17 protein-coding genes are annotated in these 18,369 nt (G+C 71.0%); 9 read left to right on the forward strand and 8 right to left on the reverse strand.

All coding sequences use genetic code 11. The features are described from left to right. Nucleotides 1–170: 170 nt before the first annotated feature. A complete protein-coding gene (locus tag DEJ02_RS09480) occupies nucleotides 171–1,265 on the reverse strand; it encodes an SGNH/GDSL hydrolase family protein (protein ID WP_111032822.1) in 1,095 nt (364 codons plus the stop codon). Nucleotides 1,266–1,423: 158 nt separating this feature from the next. After that, nucleotides 1,424–2,056 (reverse strand): TetR/AcrR family transcriptional regulator, encoded by a 633-nt coding sequence (locus tag DEJ02_RS09485; RefSeq protein WP_111032823.1) that lies wholly within the window; start codon nucleotides 2,054–2,056, stop codon nucleotides 1,424–1,426. A 104-nt stretch (nucleotides 2,057–2,160) separates the two neighbouring features. Between DEJ02_RS09485 and DEJ02_RS09490 the strand changes: the two genes are divergently transcribed. The 4 genes from DEJ02_RS09490 (at nucleotide 2,161) to DEJ02_RS09505 (ending at nucleotide 5,606) form a co-directional block, all read left to right on the forward strand. Then, nucleotides 2,161–3,288, forward strand: coding sequence for an FAD-dependent monooxygenase (locus tag DEJ02_RS09490; protein WP_111032824.1), 1,128 nt, complete (start codon nucleotides 2,161–2,163; stop codon nucleotides 3,286–3,288). A gap of 71 nt (nucleotides 3,289–3,359) precedes the next feature. Next, entirely contained in the window at nucleotides 3,360–3,932 is a 573-nt protein-coding gene (locus DEJ02_RS09495) for a transcriptional regulator (protein ID WP_111029949.1), read from the forward strand. Next, on the forward strand, nucleotides 3,917–5,167 hold the full coding sequence (locus DEJ02_RS09500) for an MFS transporter (protein ID WP_111032825.1): 1,251 nt from the start codon (nucleotides 3,917–3,919) through the stop codon (nucleotides 5,165–5,167). The genes DEJ02_RS09495 and DEJ02_RS09500 overlap by 16 nt, the downstream gene beginning before the upstream one ends. 40 nt (nucleotides 5,168–5,207) lie before the next feature. After that, nucleotides 5,208–5,606, forward strand: coding sequence for a hypothetical protein (locus DEJ02_RS09505; protein ID WP_146249261.1), 399 nt, complete (start codon nucleotides 5,208–5,210; stop codon nucleotides 5,604–5,606). 94 nt (nucleotides 5,607–5,700) lie between these two features. Here the strand turns inward: DEJ02_RS09505 and DEJ02_RS09510 are convergent, their stop codons facing one another. The 4 genes from DEJ02_RS09510 to DEJ02_RS09525 form a co-directional block, all read right to left on the reverse strand. Continuing rightward, complete coding sequence (locus DEJ02_RS09510; RefSeq protein ID WP_146248568.1) at nucleotides 5,701–6,006, reverse strand: hypothetical protein; 306 nt, start codon at nucleotides 6,004–6,006, stop codon at nucleotides 5,701–5,703. 70 nt (nucleotides 6,007–6,076) lie between these two features. Beyond that, a complete protein-coding gene (locus DEJ02_RS09515; RefSeq protein WP_111032828.1) occupies nucleotides 6,077–6,610 on the reverse strand; it encodes a hypothetical protein in 534 nt (177 codons plus the stop codon). A gap of 38 nt (nucleotides 6,611–6,648) precedes the next feature. Beyond that, a complete protein-coding gene (locus tag DEJ02_RS09520; protein WP_111032829.1) occupies nucleotides 6,649–9,156 on the reverse strand; it encodes a bifunctional lysylphosphatidylglycerol flippase/synthetase MprF in 2,508 nt (835 codons plus the stop codon). Beyond that, nucleotides 9,153–10,484 carry an esterase family protein gene (locus DEJ02_RS09525; RefSeq protein WP_111032830.1) on the reverse strand — a complete coding sequence of 444 codons (1,332 nt, stop codon included), beginning with the start codon at nucleotides 10,482–10,484 and terminating at the stop codon, nucleotides 9,153–9,155. Before DEJ02_RS09525 ends, DEJ02_RS09520 begins: the two co-directional genes overlap by 4 nt. Before the next feature lie 182 nt (nucleotides 10,485–10,666). Here DEJ02_RS09525 and DEJ02_RS09530 point away from each other — a divergent pair, with 182 nt between their 5' ends. Further along, nucleotides 10,667–11,359: a CoA pyrophosphatase gene (locus DEJ02_RS09530; RefSeq protein WP_258378708.1), complete on the forward strand. Its 693-nt coding sequence runs from the start codon at nucleotides 10,667–10,669 to the stop codon at nucleotides 11,357–11,359. Nucleotides 11,360–11,374: 15 nt separating this feature from the next. Here DEJ02_RS09530 and DEJ02_RS09535 read toward each other — a convergent pair whose 3' ends face one another. After that, nucleotides 11,375–11,872, reverse strand: a complete 498-nt coding sequence (locus tag DEJ02_RS09535; protein WP_111032831.1) for a hypothetical protein — start codon at nucleotides 11,870–11,872, stop codon at nucleotides 11,375–11,377. Nucleotides 11,873–11,940: 68 nt separating this feature from the next. Continuing rightward, nucleotides 11,941–13,101: an ROK family protein gene (locus DEJ02_RS09540; RefSeq protein ID WP_111032832.1), complete on the reverse strand. Its 1,161-nt coding sequence runs from the start codon at nucleotides 13,099–13,101 to the stop codon at nucleotides 11,941–11,943. Between the two features lie 132 nt (nucleotides 13,102–13,233). On the opposite strand from DEJ02_RS09540, the gene DEJ02_RS09545 reads away from it, so the two are divergent. The 4 genes from DEJ02_RS09545 (at nucleotide 13,234) to DEJ02_RS09560 (ending at nucleotide 18,166) form a co-directional block, all read left to right on the forward strand. After that, nucleotides 13,234–14,532, forward strand: a complete 1,299-nt coding sequence (locus DEJ02_RS09545) for an ABC transporter substrate-binding protein (RefSeq protein WP_111032833.1) — start codon at nucleotides 13,234–13,236, stop codon at nucleotides 14,530–14,532. A gap of 12 nt (nucleotides 14,533–14,544) precedes the next feature. Continuing rightward, on the forward strand, nucleotides 14,545–15,501 hold the full coding sequence (locus tag DEJ02_RS09550) for a carbohydrate ABC transporter permease (protein WP_110865283.1): 957 nt from the start codon (nucleotides 14,545–14,547) through the stop codon (nucleotides 15,499–15,501). Then, nucleotides 15,501–16,415 (forward strand): carbohydrate ABC transporter permease, encoded by a 915-nt coding sequence (locus DEJ02_RS09555; RefSeq protein WP_071405176.1) that lies wholly within the window; start codon nucleotides 15,501–15,503, stop codon nucleotides 16,413–16,415. The genes DEJ02_RS09550 and DEJ02_RS09555 overlap by 1 nt, the downstream gene beginning before the upstream one ends. Before the next feature lie 92 nt (nucleotides 16,416–16,507). Continuing rightward, a complete protein-coding gene (locus DEJ02_RS09560; protein ID WP_111032940.1) occupies nucleotides 16,508–18,166 on the forward strand; it encodes a glycoside hydrolase family 13 protein in 1,659 nt (552 codons plus the stop codon). Nucleotides 18,167–18,369: the final 203 nt, after the last annotated feature.

The raw sequence follows: 18,369 nt of genomic DNA on the forward strand, positions 1-18,369 counted from the left end.
TGGCTCAACGAGACGCCCTGCCGGGTCACGGTCCGACAACATGTCGAGCGCTGGCGACCTGACGCCCGATGGTCCACACCAGACGGACGGGAGGCCCGCTGCCAGCTGGCAACGGGCCTCCCGTCCGTCTCGCGGTCGCGTCGACGACGCGACCCGCAGGCACTGGTGCGTCAGCGCGATCCGACGATCGCGGCCTTGGTCTGGTCACGCAGGTACGCGATGCCGGCGGCGTTCGGGTGGAGTGCGCCGAAGAGGATGCTGTACTTCGTCCCGGCCAGCGGCGTGCTGTTCGCAGCGGTGCCGCGGTCGGTCAGGGTGAGTCCCGCCATCCACGCGGAACCCGACGCGGCACAGGGGGTGTGCGCGGCAGAGCCCTGGAGCATCGAGACGTAGGTGAACCCACGAGCCTTCGCCGCGGCCTTGACCGCTGCGTCGAGCGCGTTCTGGGTGCGGTGGAAGTAGGCGGTGTCGGTCGCGGTGAAGGGGAACGCGTTCTGCGGGAACGGCGGCTCGAGACCGGAGTCACCGAGGAGGCTCGAGAAACATCCCTTCGGGGCCTGCGCCGCACCCGGCGCGATCATCGGGTAGCCGACGACGAACACCTTCGCCTGCGGAGCACGTTGCGCGATCACGCGGAACGTCGACGCGAGCCGCGGTGCCACGACGGTGCGGATGCGCGATGCGAGACGATCCCGCGTGACGCCGTGCACGACCGGTGCGTAGTAGTCCTTGCAGTGGTCGTAGGTCTTCCCGTGGATCTCCGAGAACACCGGGCCGGCCTTGTCCAGCGCGACGCAGTTCGCGATGACGCCGGAGAACCCCAGGTCGTTCCCGCCGATCGACACCGTGACGACGTCCGTGTCCTTGGAGAGCGCGTCGGCCTGGACGGGCGCGGTGGCACTTCCGGCTCCGGTCTTCTGCGCGACCCGGGAGATGTTGCCGGTGGTGGCACCGGCGCAGGCACGGTCGTCGAGCTGGAGTCCCAGGGATGCTGCGACCTGGTGCGGGTAGTCGGTGGTGGACTGGAAGCAGCCGGCCGCCGGACCCGAGCTGTAGGGGGCGACGCCGAAACCGCCCGCGTACGAGTCGCCCAGGGCCACGTAGTTGTCACCGCTGGCGGCGGCCACGGACTGTGTGGGCGCCGCGCCGTCGGCGTTGGCCGCGGAGACGGGCCCGGCCGCCCCGACAGCGAGCGCTGCCGCCGTGAGGACGCCGCCGGTGATCAGCAGCGCGTTGGTCCGGCGGAGGCGAGGAGCGTGACGCATGGAGCAGGTTCCTTCCAGAGGGCCTATTCGACAGACGATCGTCTGACAAGTAGACGGTAGGTCGGCGGGGCGTCCCGCGCCATGAGAGGGCCACAAGGTGCATGGGATGCGCTCCGCGCACCCGTCCTGTCCTGTCGTGTCCTGTCCTTCGACGTGGATCAGGCCGACGTGCACCAGGTGGACAGGTGGTCCAGCGCCGCTCCGGCCGTGGTCACCAAGCGCTTGCGGGTCGATTCCCGGTCGGCGTCCGCGAGCACCGCGTCGCCGATGGCCTCGGTGGTCTGCTGCACGACGGCCACGAGCGCGGCAGCCTGAGCACGCCGGGTCATCGAGTCGAAACCCGTGTCCGCCAGTTCTGCTGCCACCGCGGACGTGACTTCGTCGTAGAACTCCAGCGCCCGGCGCCGGAGCACCGCGCTGAGCCGGCACTGCGCTGGGAACTCCCCTCGCGCCAAGGCCGGGTCCTCTGCGACGTACCGATCGACATCCTCGAGGACGATGGTGCGCATCGCTTCCGCGGGCGACTGCTGCGCACCTCGGTCCGCAACCGCAGCTCGGATCTTCTCGAGCACCTCGTCGGCTCGGTCGAACACCAGATCGGGTTTGGTCGGGAAGTAGTTGTAGACGGTCTGATCCGAGACGCCTGCAGCTCGGGCCACGTCTGACATCGACACCTCGTCGTACCCGTGCTCAGCGAACAGCCGTGCAGCAACGTCACCCAGGCGCTCGCGGGTCTCCCGTTTCTTGCGCTCTCGCAGCCCCGACGGAACACCCTCGCTCGACTCCACCATCCCCCGAGTCTGACACGAAACGTTGAGTGACCCAAAGTTCTGGTACGTTGGCCGAACTTAGAGTCACTACAAGTTCGGTGGATACCGAGGAACGAGGACGATCGATGACAACGCAGAAGCAGGAACAGGTACTCATCGCAGGAGCGAGTTTCGCTGGGCTCACGACCGCGCTGTGGATGCGTCGGCTCGGGTACGACGTCTCGATCGTCGAGGTCGCTTCCGGGTTGAAGCGAGGCGGCACCCCGGTCGACGTCCGTGACGACACCATCGCGATCGTGGATCGGATGGGCCTGCTCGAGCAGATCTCGGCGAAGGCGCTCGCGCCGCGGGTGACGCAGTTCACGACGCCGGAGGGAGACCGCATCGCGCGGATGGATCCCGTGCCTCCCTCGGCCGGATCGACGGGCGACGGCTACGAGATCCACCGCGACGACCTGCTCGACATCCTCGCCGCCGCGACCGAGGGCGAAGTGGAGATGCTGTGGAACAACTCGGTCACGTCCCTGCAAGAGACCGACGAAGAGCGCGTGCACGTCACCTTCCGCGACGGAACCGAACGGGACTTCTCCATGGTGTTCGGCTGCGACGGCAACCACTCCACAGTTCGTCGACTGCACTTCGGGCAGGAAGCGCTGTACAGCCACTTCCTGCGGACGTACTTCTCCGTCGCCACCCTCGACGACCTCGTCATCGAACCGCAGACGACCCAGATCACCAACGCACCGGGCGTCACGATGCTGGTCAACTCGTACGACACCACCACCGACCTCGTCCTCGGCTTCCGCTCCGAGCAGGAGATCCCCTTCGACCACCACGACGAAGCGGCACAGAAGCGCACCCTCCGCGAGCACATGCTCCGGGCCGGTTCGCCGTTCTCGGACCACGTCGACGAGGCCATCGGCGCCGAGACCTTCTACTTCGACAAGCTCAGCCAGATCAAGATGCCGGCGTGGACGTCCGGCCGCGTCGCACTCGTCGGCGACGCCGGTTACTGCCCTTCCCCGGCCGCCGGGATGGGCGGCTCGCTCGCCATCATCGGCGCCACTGCACTCCACGACGCTCTTCGGGACGCGGACGGCGACGTCGAGCAGGCATTCGCTGACTACGAGCGCGCGCTCCGGCCGGTCGTCGACGCGGTACAGCACGACGCCGAGCACATCGGTGTCAGCAGCTACTTCCCCGCGACCGCGGACCAGATCGATGCGCGCAACAGGATGCTGCACGGCCGCTGAGTACGGACGCCCCGCGGTGGCGCCTGTTCGGAACAATTCCACAAGACTTCTTGTGCGTATAGGGTCGCACCATGACCCAAGGACGGATCGACGACCCCGCCCAGATGCGCGCCCTCGCTCACCCGACACGCCTGCGCATCCTCGGCCTGTTGCGTGCGAACGGCCCGCAAACCGCCGCGACGATCGGCGAGGTGATCGACGAAGCGCCGGGCACGATCAGCTACCACTGCACCCGGCTCGCCGCCGCCGGCTTCATCGAACCCGCTCCCGACGCGGGCACGGACCGACGTGAGCGCTGGTGGCGAGCCGCGCACGACGCCTCCGTGTGGGAGCTCGCCGATGCGCTCGACGACCCGGAGCGGTTGCTCGCCACCAACACCCTCGACCACGCGGTCGCCCGCGTGTACGCCGCGAACTACGAGGCGTTCGTCGACCTCGCGCCGACGTTCGGACGCGAGTGGGTGTCGGCGTCCTCGAGCTCGGACCGCGTGCTCCGCCTGACGGCAGCCGAGCTCCAGGACATGGGCGAGGAACTCCGCGGCGTCGTGGACCGCTGGGCTGGTGTCGCTGCCGAGCACCACGCCGGCGACGGCTCCGAGCAGGTCTTCGTGCTGAACCAGGCATACCGATGGCCTCGCGGCTGAGCCCCCGGGCGCAACTGCGCGCAATGCTCGCGGTGCAGGTGGTGTCGCGCATCGGGAACGTCATCACCACCATCACCGTGCCGTTCGCCGTCCTCGCGCGTGGCGGCTCCGCCACCGACGTCGGCATCGCCGCGTTCATGGCGACGGTGCCGATCGTGCTCGGCGGCCCGTTCGGCGGTGCCATCGTGGAGCGGGTCGGCTTCGTCCGCTCGAGTGTCGCGTCCGACGTCGTCAGCGGGCTCACCCTGCTCGCGATGCCGGTGCTCGCCTGGACCGTCGGTCTGCCGTTCTGGGCGCTCCTCGCGCTCGTGTTCGTCAGCGGGCTTTTCGACACCCCGGGTGAGTCCGCCCGACGGGTGCTCCTGCCGGGGCTCGCGACCGCGGCAGGCGTGCCGCTCGAACGTGCCGTCGGCCACTTCGAGGCGTCGTCACGGCTGTCGGTGCTGATCGGTGCGCCCCTCGGCGGAACCCTGGTCGCCGTCCTCGGTCCGATGCCGGGTCTCGCCTGCGTGGCGATCGCCTTCGGGGCAGCCGCGATGCTCATGGCGCTGACGGTCCGCGGTGCGGTGGCGCCGGTCGCGTCCGGCGAGCCCGTGGAGTCGCAGGGGTACTGGCGCGACATCGCCGACGGGTTCCGGTTCTGCGTCCGCGATCCCCTGTTCCGGCTCGTGGTCGCGCTGGTGCTCGTGACGAACCTGCTCGACGCCGCACGCTCGACCACGCTCCTGCCGCTCTACGCCGACCAGCAGCTCGGCGGCGCGCAGGCGCTCGGGCTCGTCACCGGTGTCTTCGGGGGTGCGGCGTTCCTCGGCTCCGTCGCCTTCGGGTACGTGGCGCACCGTGTGCCACGGCGGTTGGTCTTCGCCCTGTGCTTCGTGCTCGCCGGCGGGCCGTCCCTGGTGGTCCCGGCGCTCGGGCTCGGCCTGCCGTGGATGCTCGCCTCGGCTGCGCTGTCCGGGCTGGCGGCCGGGTCGATCAACCCGATCCTCGGAGCCGTCGAGCTCGAGCGGATCCCGGAGCACATGCGCGCGCGGGTGTTCGGCCTGCTCGGTGCCGGCGCGTGGGCGGGCATCCCCGTCGGCGGCCTGCTCGCCGGGCTCGCTGCCGACGGCGTGGGGGTCGAGGCCACCTTCGCCGTCGTCGCGGTCGTGTACACGGTCGTGACGCTCACGCCGCTGCTCGGAGGATCGTGGCGGCTCATGGAACGCCGCTCGGTCGCGGTGTCAGCGGGTTGACGTCCGGTGGCCCGCTCGAACCGCCGCCTAGACTGCGGAGGTGACCAGGCACCGGACGAACACCCGACGAGCGATCGTCGTGACCGTTCTGATCGTGGGTGCTGCGGCGGTCCTGTTCATCGGCCTGCGCACCGCACTGTTGTTCATGGGCGCGACGGAAGGCGACGTGCCGGCGACGGCGTCGATCCCCCTGCCTGCGGGAAGCAGGGTCGTCGACGAGGACGAGCAGTGTGCGTCCGGCGGGTGCTGGTCGCTCGTGTCCGTGCAGCCGCCGTCGGGGATGAGCCCGACCGAACTGTCGACGACGTTGGGCACTGAACCGTTCGCGAGGCTGCCCGGGAGCCTGTGGGACCCACGCGTCATCAACCTGACGTCAGAAGTCCAGGGCGAGCTCCTCGTGGTCCGAGCGGACTACTGGTCCCGCGAGCCCTCTCCCTGACGCCCGGAAGACCACACGAGGCGGCCGAGTCTGGAGGCACGGTGCCAGCTGACACCGGGCCTCCCGTCCGCCCTGTGGTCGCGTCGACGACGCGTCAGGCTTCCCAGGGCCAGTAGGTCTGGCAGGTCTCGGGGCCGCCGTTCGTCGAGCCGCAGACCTCCACCGGCCCCCAGATGCTGAGGACGACCCACGCGACCTGCAGCACCAACATGCTCAGGCCGACGATGAACAGGGCGCGGACACGGCGACGGTCGTCACGGACACCGGTCAGCAGCGAGCCGAACGCGGCGAGCAGCCCTCCGGCCGGGATCACGAGTCCGAGGACGACGGTCACGGTCATCAGGAGCGCGAACTCGCCTCGGGTCGAGCCGAAGCGTCGCCCGGCGTGCAGTGCAGTCACGGTGGTGAGCATATTGGCCCGCGGGGGCACGCGGATGCACCCACTTCGGGCTGCGGTCGACGACCGGGTTTCAGCCCCCGCTGCGCTCCCGACGACGCACCCGCAGCGTGCCGATCCCCTGCACGATGCAGACGACGCCGCTCGCGACGACGATGACCCCGGTCACGATCCGGCCGATGGAGACTCCACCGAACAGCAGCGGGGCGACCGCGACGCCGATGAAGATCGCGCCCATCACGATGACGACGACCGGGTTCTGGGCGACGAAGAACCGGCGCCCACCGTTCGCTTCGGCGATCGCGCGGTCCCGAGCACGCGGGACGGCGTCCGGCGACCGACCAGCGCGGCGATCTGCACGCCGTCGCCGACTGCGCAGGACCAACCACACCGCCGCGCCGATGACCACGGCCGCTCCGATCGCGATCCACTCGACGAGCTGGAAGAACCCGAAGACCATCACCAGGACGAACCCGACCGCGACGCCCGCGAACATGTCCGTGGTCATCCGGTCGGTCCGGCCGTCGGCACTCGTGACGTAACCGGGGCGGCGTTCGTACGGATCGTGCTCGTCCACGGCCGGTCCGTCGGCCCGTTCGGTTCCCATGCTCCGAACGTACCGACGGCGCTGGGGAACCGTCCGGGTCAGCCCACTCGTTCCGCCTGCTGCTCGGCCCGGACCCCGTGTGCCGGACGCCGCTCCCGCACGATCGCCACCGCCTGGCGCAGCGACAACCCCGGCAGGTAGGTACGGACGATCGCGACGCCGATCGTGGGCAGCGCCACCGGGTCCGGGTACGCCATCACCAGCGGGTGCAGGTCGGGGCCGAACTTCGCCTTGAAGCGCAGCAGGGAACGGAACCCGTACACGGGCTCGAGCGCACCGCCGACGACGTCGAGGACCGATTCGACGCCGCTCCGGCCGGCACCCTGCGGTTCGGCCGACGACGCGAGCGGGGCCGCGGACAGGCTGAGCCGCTCGGCTCCGTCGGCGCGCATCCGGTCGACCGCACTCGCGACCAGGAACTCCATCACACCGTTCGGGGCGTCCGGCGCGCGGCGCATCACGTCGAGCGTCCATCCGACCACCTGCCCGGCGCGGTACGCCGGCAGCCAGCTGGTGACGGCGAGCACCGTGCCGTCCTCGCTCAGGGCGACGAGCGTCCGGACGGCGGGGTCGCGCATCTCGTCGATCCCGCCCAGGGTGAACCCCATCTCGGGCAGTTCGCGCTCGGCGACCCACTCCTCCGAGATCGCCTCGATCTGGCGGGTGACCGAGCCGGGCAGCGAGGCCCAGTCCGACCAGAGGGCGGTGGTGCCGGAGCGGGCCGCCTTGTTGACGGCCGTACGGACGTCCTGCTTGCGCTTGCCCGTGGTCGTCCAGGTGCGCGGGTCGAGGTCGGCGTCCTCGGCCACGGGAAGGGTCGTCCAACCGAGTCGGGCGAGTGCAGCGCTGAGGGTGGCGTCGATGCCGTAGAAGACGGGCGTCCAGCCGTGGTCGTCCGCGGCCCGTGCGAAGCCCTCGAGTGCCGCCAGCCGCGCGTCCTCGTGTCCGAAGGGGCCGCCGGTCGTCACGGCGACGCTGCCGGTGCGGTGGTACGCGACACCGGCGCGGCCGTCCTCGGTGAACCAGTACTCGTTGCCGGGCCAGGTGGTCATCCACCCGAAGGTGTCACCACCGCCCGCGACCAGCAGGGCCCGAGCGGCCACCCGAGCGGCGTCCTGCCCGTCGACGTCGCTGTCCGAGCGTCCGGCCCCGGTCGGCCGGACCGCGGCGATCGCCACGGCGAGCCACAGGAGCGGGCCGGAGACACCCACGACGAACCGCAGCGCCGGGTCGGCCTGCGCCAGGTGCGTCGGCAGCGTCACGGGCGCGATCGGGCCGAGCACGGCGAGCGCCAGGTGGAGGGGCTCGCGCACGCTGTCGCCCGAAGCCACGGCGACACCGACGACGACGACCGCGAGCACCACGGCCGAACCGGCGACCGTCAGGACGAAGGTCCGCAGTCGTCGCTGGTCGGTCCGGACCGGGAAGTCCGCGCGGCGCAGGACGAGCACCACGGCGGTCGCGATCGGCACCAGCACCGACGCGGCGATCGAGAGCGAGACCGCGAGGTGGTCCGACGCCAGGCGCTGCACGACGGCGTGGTGGCGTTCGGGCAGCACCCCGTACGAGACGGCGGTCGCGACGCCGGAGACCAGGTCGACGGTCGCGACGAGCCACAGTGCGAACCGGCTCCCACGCCGCAGACCCACGGCGCCGACCGCCAGGACCACGAGCGGCATCACGGCCAGCAGCGAGTGGAACAGGCCGTGCGGGTGCACCTCGGCGAGCGCCCGGACGCAGCTGGCGGTCACCCCGGTCACCGAACAGTGCGGCATCCGTCCGGTCGGCCCGGTGTCGAGCACCACGGCGAGCGGGGCGAGCAGCCCGAACTGGGCACCGGTGACGAGCGCGAGGACAGGCCCGACGGCCGACACGGTCACCGCGGCCACGAGCAGCACCCGGGTCTCGCGTGAGGAGCTCCGGGTCCAGCCGCTCCGTACCGGTGACCGTCGCAGCACGCGGCCGAGCACCAGGCCGACGAGCAGAGCGAGTGCCGCGTGCAGGTCGGACGCGTGTCCGGCGTAGAGCAGCAGTGCCGCGACGACGGCGATCGACACCACCCGGATCCGGCGTCGCCACAGCGCGCCGGCGAACGCGCTCGCGGTCACGATGGTCCCGACGATCCAGGTCCAGGGGCCGACGTGTCCCAGGTGCACGAGGAAGCCGCGGTTCGCCGGGGCACCGTCGAACAGCTGCAGCAGGGCGCCGAGCCCGGTCCCCACCACGGTCGTGACGACCATCGCGAGCAGGGTGCGCCGCCAGCCGAGCAGCCGTTCGGACGCCGCGGTGCAGACCACGACGGCGACGAAGGTGACGAGGAACCCGACGACACTGCTCGTCACCGCGACCACGCCGAGCGGGCCCATCGTCCCGCCCAGGGTGTCGGGCGTCCGGCCGTCCTTCGTGCCGAGGCACCTGAGCACCACGGCGGCGATGCCGGCGACGATCGTCAGGGCCGAGACGACGCTCGTCAGCGGGTACCGACGGGCTGCCGGTACGAGCCGTCTCGGATGCGCCCACGCGAGGGCCGCGACCACCGCGCTCACCGCAGGCCCAGGTGCGCGATGACGCCGGGCATCCCGACGCGCAGGGCGTAGCGGACGGTGTTCCAGTCATGGGCGGAGCCCTCGGACACGAACAGCCGGGTCCGCATGCCGGCGGCGTTCGCGGCGGCGCGGAGTGCCGTGGTCGAGGCGACGTAGGGGGCGTCGTCGCTGCCGTAGGCGAACACCGTCAGGTGCCCGGGGTAGGGACCGTGCGCCCGCATGATCGCCCGCGGTGCCGCTGCGGCGTACCGCGAGGCCGAGCCGCCGAACCCGTACCGGATGCTGTGCTGGACGGAGCCGTTCAGGGGTGCGAGCTCGCTCGAGATCGCGAAGGTCGTGCCGAACACGCCGGGGTGGGCGGTGGAGAACTGCATGGCGCACGTGGCTCCCTGCGAGAACCCGACGATGCCCCAGGCCGAGGGCGCTGCCCCGACGCGCAGGTGCTGCCGGATCCAGTTCGTGGTGTCGGTCATGATGTACGTCGCGGAACGGCCGAGGGACGAGTCGACGCACATCGGGTTCCGGTCCGGTGCCCCGAGTTGATCCGGCGCGACGACGATCGGGGCGAGTCCGTGGTGGGCCTCGGCGAACGCGTCCATCACCGCGCCGAGCCGACCGGCCTGGAACATGTCGCTCGGCTGCCCGGGTTGCCCGGCCAGGCTGATCACGACCGGCAGGGTCGGTGGTCGCTCGGTCAGGGCGGCCGGCGGCAGGTACACCACCGCCGGCCGTGCGTGGAAGTGGGAGACGGTCGACGGGATGGTGACCGAGAGCACCTTCCCGCGTCGCGGCATGTCGGCGGGCGCCCGCCAGGTGGCCGGGTCGACCACCGGACTGGAGGCGCGCCCCACCCCCGTCTCGTGTCCCAGCGGACCCGACGGGTACGGATCGGTCGTGACGGCCTGCTCGATCGTGCGGTACGCCCCGAAGTCGACGTTGACGCCGAGGACGGCGGCCAGGGCCACCGCCACCGCCGCGAGCACGCCGAGCACGCGGCGGAGCCAGCCGCCCTGGACGACCGTCACGACGAGGAGCCCGACACCGCCGAAGGCGAGGGCCACCCACATCCGGGTGATCGGGGTGAACGACACCCCGTACAGGTCCTGCACGTCGCCGAACCACCACACCGCGACCAGGCCGATCACGGCGCCGACAGCCACGGCACCGAGCCGCCAGAGCAGGCCCCGGACCGGATGGCGGGAGCGATGGCCGAACGCCGGCAGGAGCGCGGCGACGGTGAGGAGCCCCGCGGCGACGTCCACCGGGACGAGCACGGACGGTGCGACGACGGCGACGTGGAACAGGGGTCGGAGCAGATCGTGGAACATGGGGCCTCCCGGCGGACGGTGCAATCGTGGCGGCGGCCCGCTGCGAACGGGGCACCGAGGCGCTTCCGGTTCGCACAGCTCCCACCTGTGCGGCTCCCAGACGGCACTCGATCGACACCCAGCGAAGCGTCCGGTGCGGTGCCGCCGCGAACCTCTCGGTGCTGCGCACCTAGGGTGAACGGGTGACGCACGACGGATCGGTACGGGCTGCTCTCGCGGCGGTCGCAGCGGACGGCTGGGGTGACGGTGGGCCGCTCGTCGAACCCGGCGGCACGGCCTCACCACGTCGGGCCGCGGTCCTGATGCTCTTCGGCGCGCTCGACCACACGCCGAGCGACCGACCGGCGGCAGCGCCCGGTGTCCCGCGGGACCTCGATGTCCTGCTCCTCGCGCGGGCCACGACCCTGCGCGCGCACGCCGGCGAGGTCGCGTTCCCCGGTGGACGCATCGACCCCGGTGACGCGGACGCCGTCGCCGCCGCACTCCGCGAGGCACAGGAGGAGACGGGGCTCGAACCCGCCGGCGTCGAGGTGCTCGGCACCCTGCCGGCCGTACCCCTGGCGTTCTCGAACCATCTGGTCCGGCCGGTCATCGGCTGGTGGCGCGACCCCTCACCGATCCGCGTCGTCGACGAGCACGAGTCGGCGGCGGTGTTCCGGGTCCCCGTGGCCGACCTGCTCGACCCGGCGAACCGCGGCGTGACCGTGATCCGCCGCAGTGGTCAGGAGTGGCGCGGACCGGCGTTCACCATCGAGGCCGACGGGGACGAGCACCTGGTGTGGGGCTTCACCGCGATGCTGCTGGATGCGCTGTTCGACCGACTCGGTTGGACGGAACCGTGGGACCGCGAACGGGAGATCCCACTGCCGAGCTGATGCGCCGGGTTCGCGTCAGAGCCCGTTCGCACGGCGACGGAGCTCCTCGCGCACGACCTCGGCCTTCGCGAGCGCGCGGGGCGTCGTGATCACCGAGAACAGCAAGAAGCCGACGAAGAACGCCACCCCGAACCACCACCAGGGCGTCGAGGTCAGGGCGAGCCAGATGGCGAGCACGACCATCACCCCGAAGACGACCGGTCCGAACCACAGGCTCCGCCGCAACTGTCGGTGGTGATCGTCGACCCTGGCGGACCACGTGGCGAGATCAGCGTCCTCGGGTACCTCGCCGCGCTTCAGACCGCGCTGCACGTCCGTCAACTCCGTCGCGCCGCCGGCTCGCCGACGAGCCTGGCTGATCCAGACGCCGAAGAACGCCGTCATCGCACCGGCGTAGAAGACCGCGGCGATCGCCCGCCCGAGCAAGGACATGTCACGGGGAGAGACGACCAGCCCGATCCCGAACCACAGCCCGCCCGCGAACAGGAAGAGCACCGGCAACAACACGGGCATCGGGAGGGATCGGAGACGGTGCACCACGAGATTGTGTCAGATCTGCGAGTACCCGGTGCGCCGTGTGGTCATGATGCGAGCACTGGCCGGAGCGCGAACGACAGCGGGTCGGCCCGCACCGCGTCGACCGCGTGGGCCACGGCCCCGATGACGACGACGTCGGCCCCGAGCGACGACGCGACGAGCTCCGGCACCGGGTCGAAGTGCCCCTTCGCGAGCAGGTCGCGCGCGCGGTCGATCACGGCGACCGCCGGCTGGGCGATCGCGCCGGCGACCACCACACGGTCGATGTCGAGCAGGCTCGCGAGCAGGATGCAGACCCGGGCCAGGCGGTCCCCCAGACGGTCGACGATCGTGCGCGCGACCGGATCACCGCTCCGTGCGGCCGCGAACACCAGGGCGGCGTCGGCGGCGAGCGCGGTGTCCGCGGGGATGTGCCCCGCGGCGAGGGCGTCGGCCACGAAGGTGCGGGCGACGGCGCCGATGCCGTCGGACGAGCCGACACCCTCGACGAGTTCGAGCACCCGCATCTCCCCGGCACCGCCGTGGGCACCGCGCAGCAGGACCCCGTCGACCACCAGGCCCGCACCGAAGCGTTCGCCGGAGAGCAGCGCCGCGAACGAGGCGTCACCCGAGGACGGCCGCTCGGCGAGCGCGGCGAGGTTCGCGTCGTTCTCGACGAGCACCCGCCCGTCCGGCACGGCGTCGGCGAACCCCGGGTTCATCCGGACCCAGAAGCCGTCGTCGTCGGGCGAGGCACCGGCGGCGTCGACCGGCGCCGGGATGCCCACGACCGTGACCAGGACCCGGGTGCGGTCGACGTCGGCCGAGGCGAGGGCGGCGGCCACGGTGTCGGCGAGGACCCCGAGCCGAACGGGTACGTCGAGGCCCGATTCTCCGAGCGCCCCCTCGGCGCGACCGAGCACCGTGCCGCGCAGGTCGGCGACGAAGGCGGTGACCCGGTGCTGGCCGGCGTCCACACCGACGACGACCCCGGCGACCGTGTCGAGTTCGTAGCGGCGGGCAGGGCGTCCCATCCGGTACTCCCCCGCGGCCCGGGCGTCGTCGAGCTCGCGGAGCCAGCCGAGCCGCACGAGTTCCTCGGCCGCCCCGAGCACGGTCGACCGGGTCAGGCCGGTGGCGTCGATCGCCTCGGTCGCGGTGAACGCCGACGAGTCGAAGGCGTACGCGAGCAGCGTCTCTGCGCTCGTTCCACGGGGTGGCGGCATGTCGTGACCCTATCGCGCGACGAGTTCCTTGCGGAATTAGATTTTCTCGCTACATTTAGTTCCGCGGGCAGCATCGGAGCCGCTCGCGGGACGGAACGGCAGGGACGCCGGGTCCGGACGGACGGAGACGACGTGCAAGCACACGCCACCGCCAGGAGCGCAGCATCGGTCAGCCGACGCGGGTTCCTGCTCGGAGCGGGCGGCATCGGGGCGGGCCTCGCGCTCACCGGATGCGCCCCGATCGGGTCCTCGAGCGCCAAGCCGGAGACCATCACGTTCTACGTGTCGAAGCCCGAGGTCATCGGCTACTTCGACGACGTCATCGCGCAGTTCCACCAGACCCAGTCGAAGGTCCGGGTCGTGCGCGACTCGACCTCGAGCATGTCCGCGAACTTCGTGCGGAACCGGCCGCCGGACCTCGGCTGCTGGAACTACAACTTCTCGGTCGTCCCGTTCGTCGAGCACGGCGCGCTGACGGACCTGTCCGACCTGCCGCAGGCCGACACCATCAACCCCGACCTGTGGCCGCTCATGGAGCAGACCGCCGACTACCCCGGCCGGAAGAGCGCCCTGCCGTACTCGGTGACGGCGGCGTCGGTGATCTACAACAAGGCGCTCTTCGCGCAGCAGGGGCTCGAGGTCCCGACGACGTGGAGTGAGTTCGCCGACGTGTGCGAGCGCCTCACCAAGGCCGGGATCGCGCCGATCTACGGCACGTTCAAGGACAACTGGACGATCGCCCAGGGCATGTTCGACTACTCGATCGGCGGCATGATCGACACCCCGGCGACCTTCGAGGCACTCCGGCGCGAGGGCACGAACGTCGGCAAGGGATCCGCCGTCTCGTTCGAGCGCGACCTGCGGAAGCCGATGGAGCGCATGGTGCAGCTCCGCGCCTGGCACCACGACGGCGCCGCGAGCCGCGGGTACGGCGACGGCAACCTCGCCTTCGCCCAGGGCAAGGCGGGCATGTACCTGCAGGGGCCCTGGGCCCTCGGCGAGATCGCCAAGACCACGAAGGACATGGACCTCGGCACCTTCCCGCTCCCCGTCACCGACGACCCGGCCGACCGCAAGGTCCGCGTGAACGTCGACCTGGCGCTCTGGATCCCGGAGGCGTCGCGCAAGCAGGAGGCTGCCCGCGAGTTCCTGTCGTTCCTGATGACCAAGCAGGTCAACGACAGGTACAACGCGGACAACAACGGCTTCGGTGTGCGCAAGGACGCTCCCCCGGCGTCGAACCCCGCCCTCCGTGGCATGCAGTCGTACTACGACGACGCAGCCTTCTACCTCGGCGCCTCGCAGCTCATCCCCGCCGAGATCCCGGTCGCGAACTACGCGCAGTCGATCGCCTTCGGCGGCGACCCGCAGCGCCAGCTCCGCACCCTCGACGCCGACTGGGCGCGTCTCGCGCTCCGCACGGCCGCGTAAGGAGACGTCCGAATGGCAACCACGACCACCGAATCCATCACGACGGCGGACCGCCGCCGCCGTGGCGGAGCCGCACCGGGCCTCCAGGCCGGACGACGGGACGGACGACGCAAGCCCCGCGTCGACCCGCTCTTCCTGGCGTTCCTGCTGCCCACCCTGGTGCTCTTCACGCTCGCCATCACGCTGCCGGCCGTGATGGGCATCGTGCTGAGCTTCACGAACTCCGTCGGCTTCGGCGAGTTCCGGTTCACCGGACTCACCAACTACATCGCGGTGTTCTCCGACCCCGCGATCCTGCAGGCGTACCTGTTCACGCTCGGGTTCTCGCTCGTCACCGTGATCGTCGTGAACGCGATCGCCTTCCTGCTCGCCATCGCGCTGACGTCGAAGATCCGCGGCAAGATCGCCCTGCGTGCGGTGTTCGTGCTGCCGATGGTGATCTCGGGCATCGTCATCGCCTACGTGTTCTCGTTCCTGTTCGCGAACAGCCTGCCGGCCTTCGCCACCGCGATCGGCTTCGGGCCGCTCGAGCAGAGCATCCTGGCGAACCCCGACCTGGCCTGGCTGGCGATCGTGGTCGTCACCGCTTGGCAGGCGATCCCGTCGACGCTCCTCATCTACATCGCCGGCGTCCTCTCGATCCCCGGCGAGGTGTACGAGGCGGCAGCCCTCGACGGTGCCAGCGCCTGGCGGCAGCTCGTCTCGATCACCGCACCGCTGACGGCGGGCTACATCCTGATCAACCTGGTCATCGGGTTCAAGAACTTCCTGAACTCGTACGACATCATCGTCGGCCTGACCGACGGCGGCCCCGGCACCTCGACCACCAGTGTCGCGATGTCGATCTTCAAGGGCTTCAACGGCGGCGACTACGCCTACCAGATGGCGAACGCCACGATCTTCTTCGTCATCGCGGTCGTCATCGCCGTGATCCAGCTGCGGGCGACCCGCGGGAAGGCAGCGCTCTGATGTCCCTGCAAGCACCCCTGCGACCGGGGACCACCGCGACCGGCAGCATCCGTTCCGTCGACGCCGACCGGTCCTCCGGCTCGGGCAAGGCCGGCCGCGGTCGTTCCAACTGGCCCGTCACCGTCGTCCTCGTGCTGTGCGCGCTGTCGGTGCTCGTGCCGCTGTACGTCACCCTGACGATGGCGTTCAAGACCACCGGCCAGGCCGTCGACGGCAACGCGTTCTCGCTGCCGGCACCGTTCAGCGTCGACGGCTTCGTGCAGGCGTGGCAGCTGACCGACTTCCCGCGGGCGTTCGGGGTCTCGGTGTTCGTCGCCGCGATCACCGTCGTCGGCACGATCCTGCTCGCCTCGTTCACGGCCTACGCGATCGCCCGGAACTGGGACCGCCGGCTGTTCCGCTGGTCGTTCTTCTACCTGCTCGCGGCGATGTTCCTGCCGTTCCCGGTGCTCGCACTGTCGCAGGTGAAGCTCACCGGACTCGCGCACCTGGACAACCCGCTCGGCGTCGCGATCCTGCACGTCATGTTCCAGCTGTCCTTCAGCGTGCTGCTCTTCACGGCCTTCCTGCGGTCGATCCCGGCGGAGCTGGAGGAGAGTGCACGCATCGACGGTGCGAGCACGGGGCAGGTGTTCTGGCGACTCGTGTTCCCGCTGCTGGCACCGATGAGCGCCACCGTCGGCATCTTCGCGTTCCTCGCGTCCTGGAACGACTTCGTGATGCCGTCGCTGATCACCTCCGACCCGGCGCTGCAGACCCTGCCGGTGCTGCAGCAGATGTTCCAGACGCAGTTCAGCAACAACTACAACGTGTCGTTCGCCTCGTACCTGATGGCGATGGCCCCGGCGATCATCGTCTACCTCGTCACCCAGCGGTGGGTGATGGCCGGCGTGACCCAGGGGGCCATCAAGTGACCGACACCGCCGGTGCGGGCCCGACCGCGATCGCCGGTGCGGGCCCGACCGACACACATCCCTCGAACCCCTCGACCCACGAAAGGCCCGACGTGACCGACACCCTCGCCCAGCCCGCCACCACCTCGCACGACGAGACCTGGTGGCGCCAGGCCAGCGTCTACCAGATCTACCCCCGCTCGTTCGCCGACGCGAACGGCGACGGCATCGGCGACCTGCCCGGCATCACCGAGCGGGTGCCGTACCTGGCCTCGCTCGGCATCGAGGCCGTCTGGCTCAGCCCCTTCTACCCGTCCGCCCTGGCCGACGGCGGCTACGACGTCGACGACTACCGGGGCGTCGACCCGCGCCTCGGCACCCTCGACGACTTCGACCGGATGGTCGAGGCACTGCACGCCGCCGGCATCCGGGTGATCGTCGACGTCGTCCCGAACCACACGAGCGACCGGCACGAGTGGTTCCGCGAGGCGCTCGCAGCGCCCAAGGGCTCCCCCGCCCGCGACCGCTACGTGTTCCGCGACGGCAGCGGACCGTCCGGCGAGGAAGCCCCCGCCGACTGGATCTCGATCTTCGGCGGCCCGGCCTGGACCGCCGTCGGCGACGGCCAGTGGTACCTGCACAGCTTCGCGAAGGAGCAGCCCGACCTGAACTGGGCGAACCGGGAGGTCCGCGACGACTTCCTGCACACCCTGCGCTTCTGGTCCGACCGCGGTGTCGACGGCTTCCGCATCGACGTGGCCCACGGCCTGGCGAAGGACCTGGGCGAGACCCTGCCCACCTGGGCCGAGCTCGCCGAGATGCCGAAGGACGGCACGCACCCGCTCTGGGACCGTGACGACGTGCACGAGATCTACGCCGAGTGGCGGACGGTCTTCAACGAGTACACGCCGGCCCGCACCGCGGTCGCCGAGGCCTGGGTCCCCGCCCACCGCCGCGCCCGCTACGCCAGCGCCGAGGGGCTCGGTCAGGCGTTCAACTTCGACCTGCTCGAGGCCGACTTCGACGCCGGCCAGTTCCGCACGATCATCGAGTTCAACCTCGGCCTCGCCGAGCAGTCCGGCTCGTCGACCACGTGGGTGTTCTCGAACCACGACGTCGTCAGGCACGCCACCCGCTACGCCCTGCCGCCCCGCGCCGGCGGCACCGACAAGCAGGGCAGCGCCTGGCTGCTCGCCGGTGGCTCGCAGGACGCACTCGACCGGTCGCTCGGCCTGCGTCGCGCACAGGCCGCAACGCTGCTCGAGCTCGCCCTGCCCGGCTCCGCCTACCTGTACCAGGGCGAGGAGCTCGGGCTGCACGAGGTCGGCGACATCCCGGACGCCGACCGCCAGGACCCGGCGTTCTTCCGCAACCCGGGCGTCGACGTCGGTCGTGACGGCTGCCGCGTGCCGATCCCGTGGACGCGCACCGGCTCGTCGTTCGGCTTCGGTCCGGACGGCTCGCATCTGCCGCAGCCGGCGTGGTTCGCCGACTCCAGCGTCGAGGCCGAGGACGCCGACCCCGACTCCACGCTCAACCTGTACCGGAAGGCGCTCGGCCTGCGTGGCCAGCTGCAGTCCGAGGAACAGCTCGAGTGGATCGAGACCGGCCGCGACGACGTGCTCGCGTTCCGTCGGCCGAACGGCTGGACGAGCGTGACGGTCTTCGGCGACGAGCCCTTCGCGCTGCCGGCCGGCGAGCTGCTGCTCGCCTCGGCCCCGGTGGTCGACGGCGCCCTGTCGGGCGTGGGGACGGCCTGGTTGCGTTCCTGACGCGAGCCGCGCCCTGGGCGCGACCGGATGACGGACGGGAGGCGCGGTGCCAGCTGGCACCGCGCCTCCCGTCCGCCTGTCGGGGCGTACCTGGGCGAAACGGGCATACCCGGCGGAAACGGGCGTACCTGCCGGAAACGGGCGTACCTGCCGGAAGCGGGCGTACCGGGTCGAGAGTTCTGACCAGGTACGCCCGTTCTCGC

Origin of the sequence: Curtobacterium sp. MCLR17_042, assembly GCF_003234695.1 — a bacterium.
In the GTDB taxonomy this organism is placed as follows: Bacteria; Actinomycetota; Actinomycetes; order Actinomycetales; family Microbacteriaceae; genus Curtobacterium; species Curtobacterium flaccumfaciens.

Coding starts and splice junctions, on each gene's coding strand:
- DEJ02_RS09480 (WP_111032822.1), bottom strand. CDS start 1,265: ATGCGTCACGCTCCTCGCCTCCGCCGGACCAACGCGCTGCTGATCACC.
- DEJ02_RS09485 (WP_111032823.1), bottom strand. CDS start 2,056: ATGGTGGAGTCGAGCGAGGGTGTTCCGTCGGGGCTGCGAGAGCGCAAG.
- DEJ02_RS09490 (WP_111032824.1), top strand. CDS start 2,161: ATGACAACGCAGAAGCAGGAACAGGTACTCATCGCAGGAGCGAGTTTC.
- DEJ02_RS09495 (WP_111029949.1), top strand. CDS start 3,360: ATGACCCAAGGACGGATCGACGACCCCGCCCAGATGCGCGCCCTCGCT.
- DEJ02_RS09500 (WP_111032825.1), top strand. CDS start 3,917: ATGGCCTCGCGGCTGAGCCCCCGGGCGCAACTGCGCGCAATGCTCGCG.
- DEJ02_RS09515 (WP_111032828.1), bottom strand. CDS start 6,610: ATGGGAACCGAACGGGCCGACGGACCGGCCGTGGACGAGCACGATCCG.
- DEJ02_RS09525 (WP_111032830.1), bottom strand. CDS start 10,484: ATGTTCCACGATCTGCTCCGACCCCTGTTCCACGTCGCCGTCGTCGCA.
- DEJ02_RS09535 (WP_111032831.1), bottom strand. CDS start 11,872: ATGCCCGTGTTGTTGCCGGTGCTCTTCCTGTTCGCGGGCGGGCTGTGG.
- DEJ02_RS09540 (WP_111032832.1), bottom strand. CDS start 13,101: ATGCCGCCACCCCGTGGAACGAGCGCAGAGACGCTGCTCGCGTACGCC.
- DEJ02_RS09550 (WP_110865283.1), top strand. CDS start 14,545: ATGGCAACCACGACCACCGAATCCATCACGACGGCGGACCGCCGCCGC.
- DEJ02_RS09555 (WP_071405176.1), top strand. CDS start 15,501: ATGTCCCTGCAAGCACCCCTGCGACCGGGGACCACCGCGACCGGCAGC.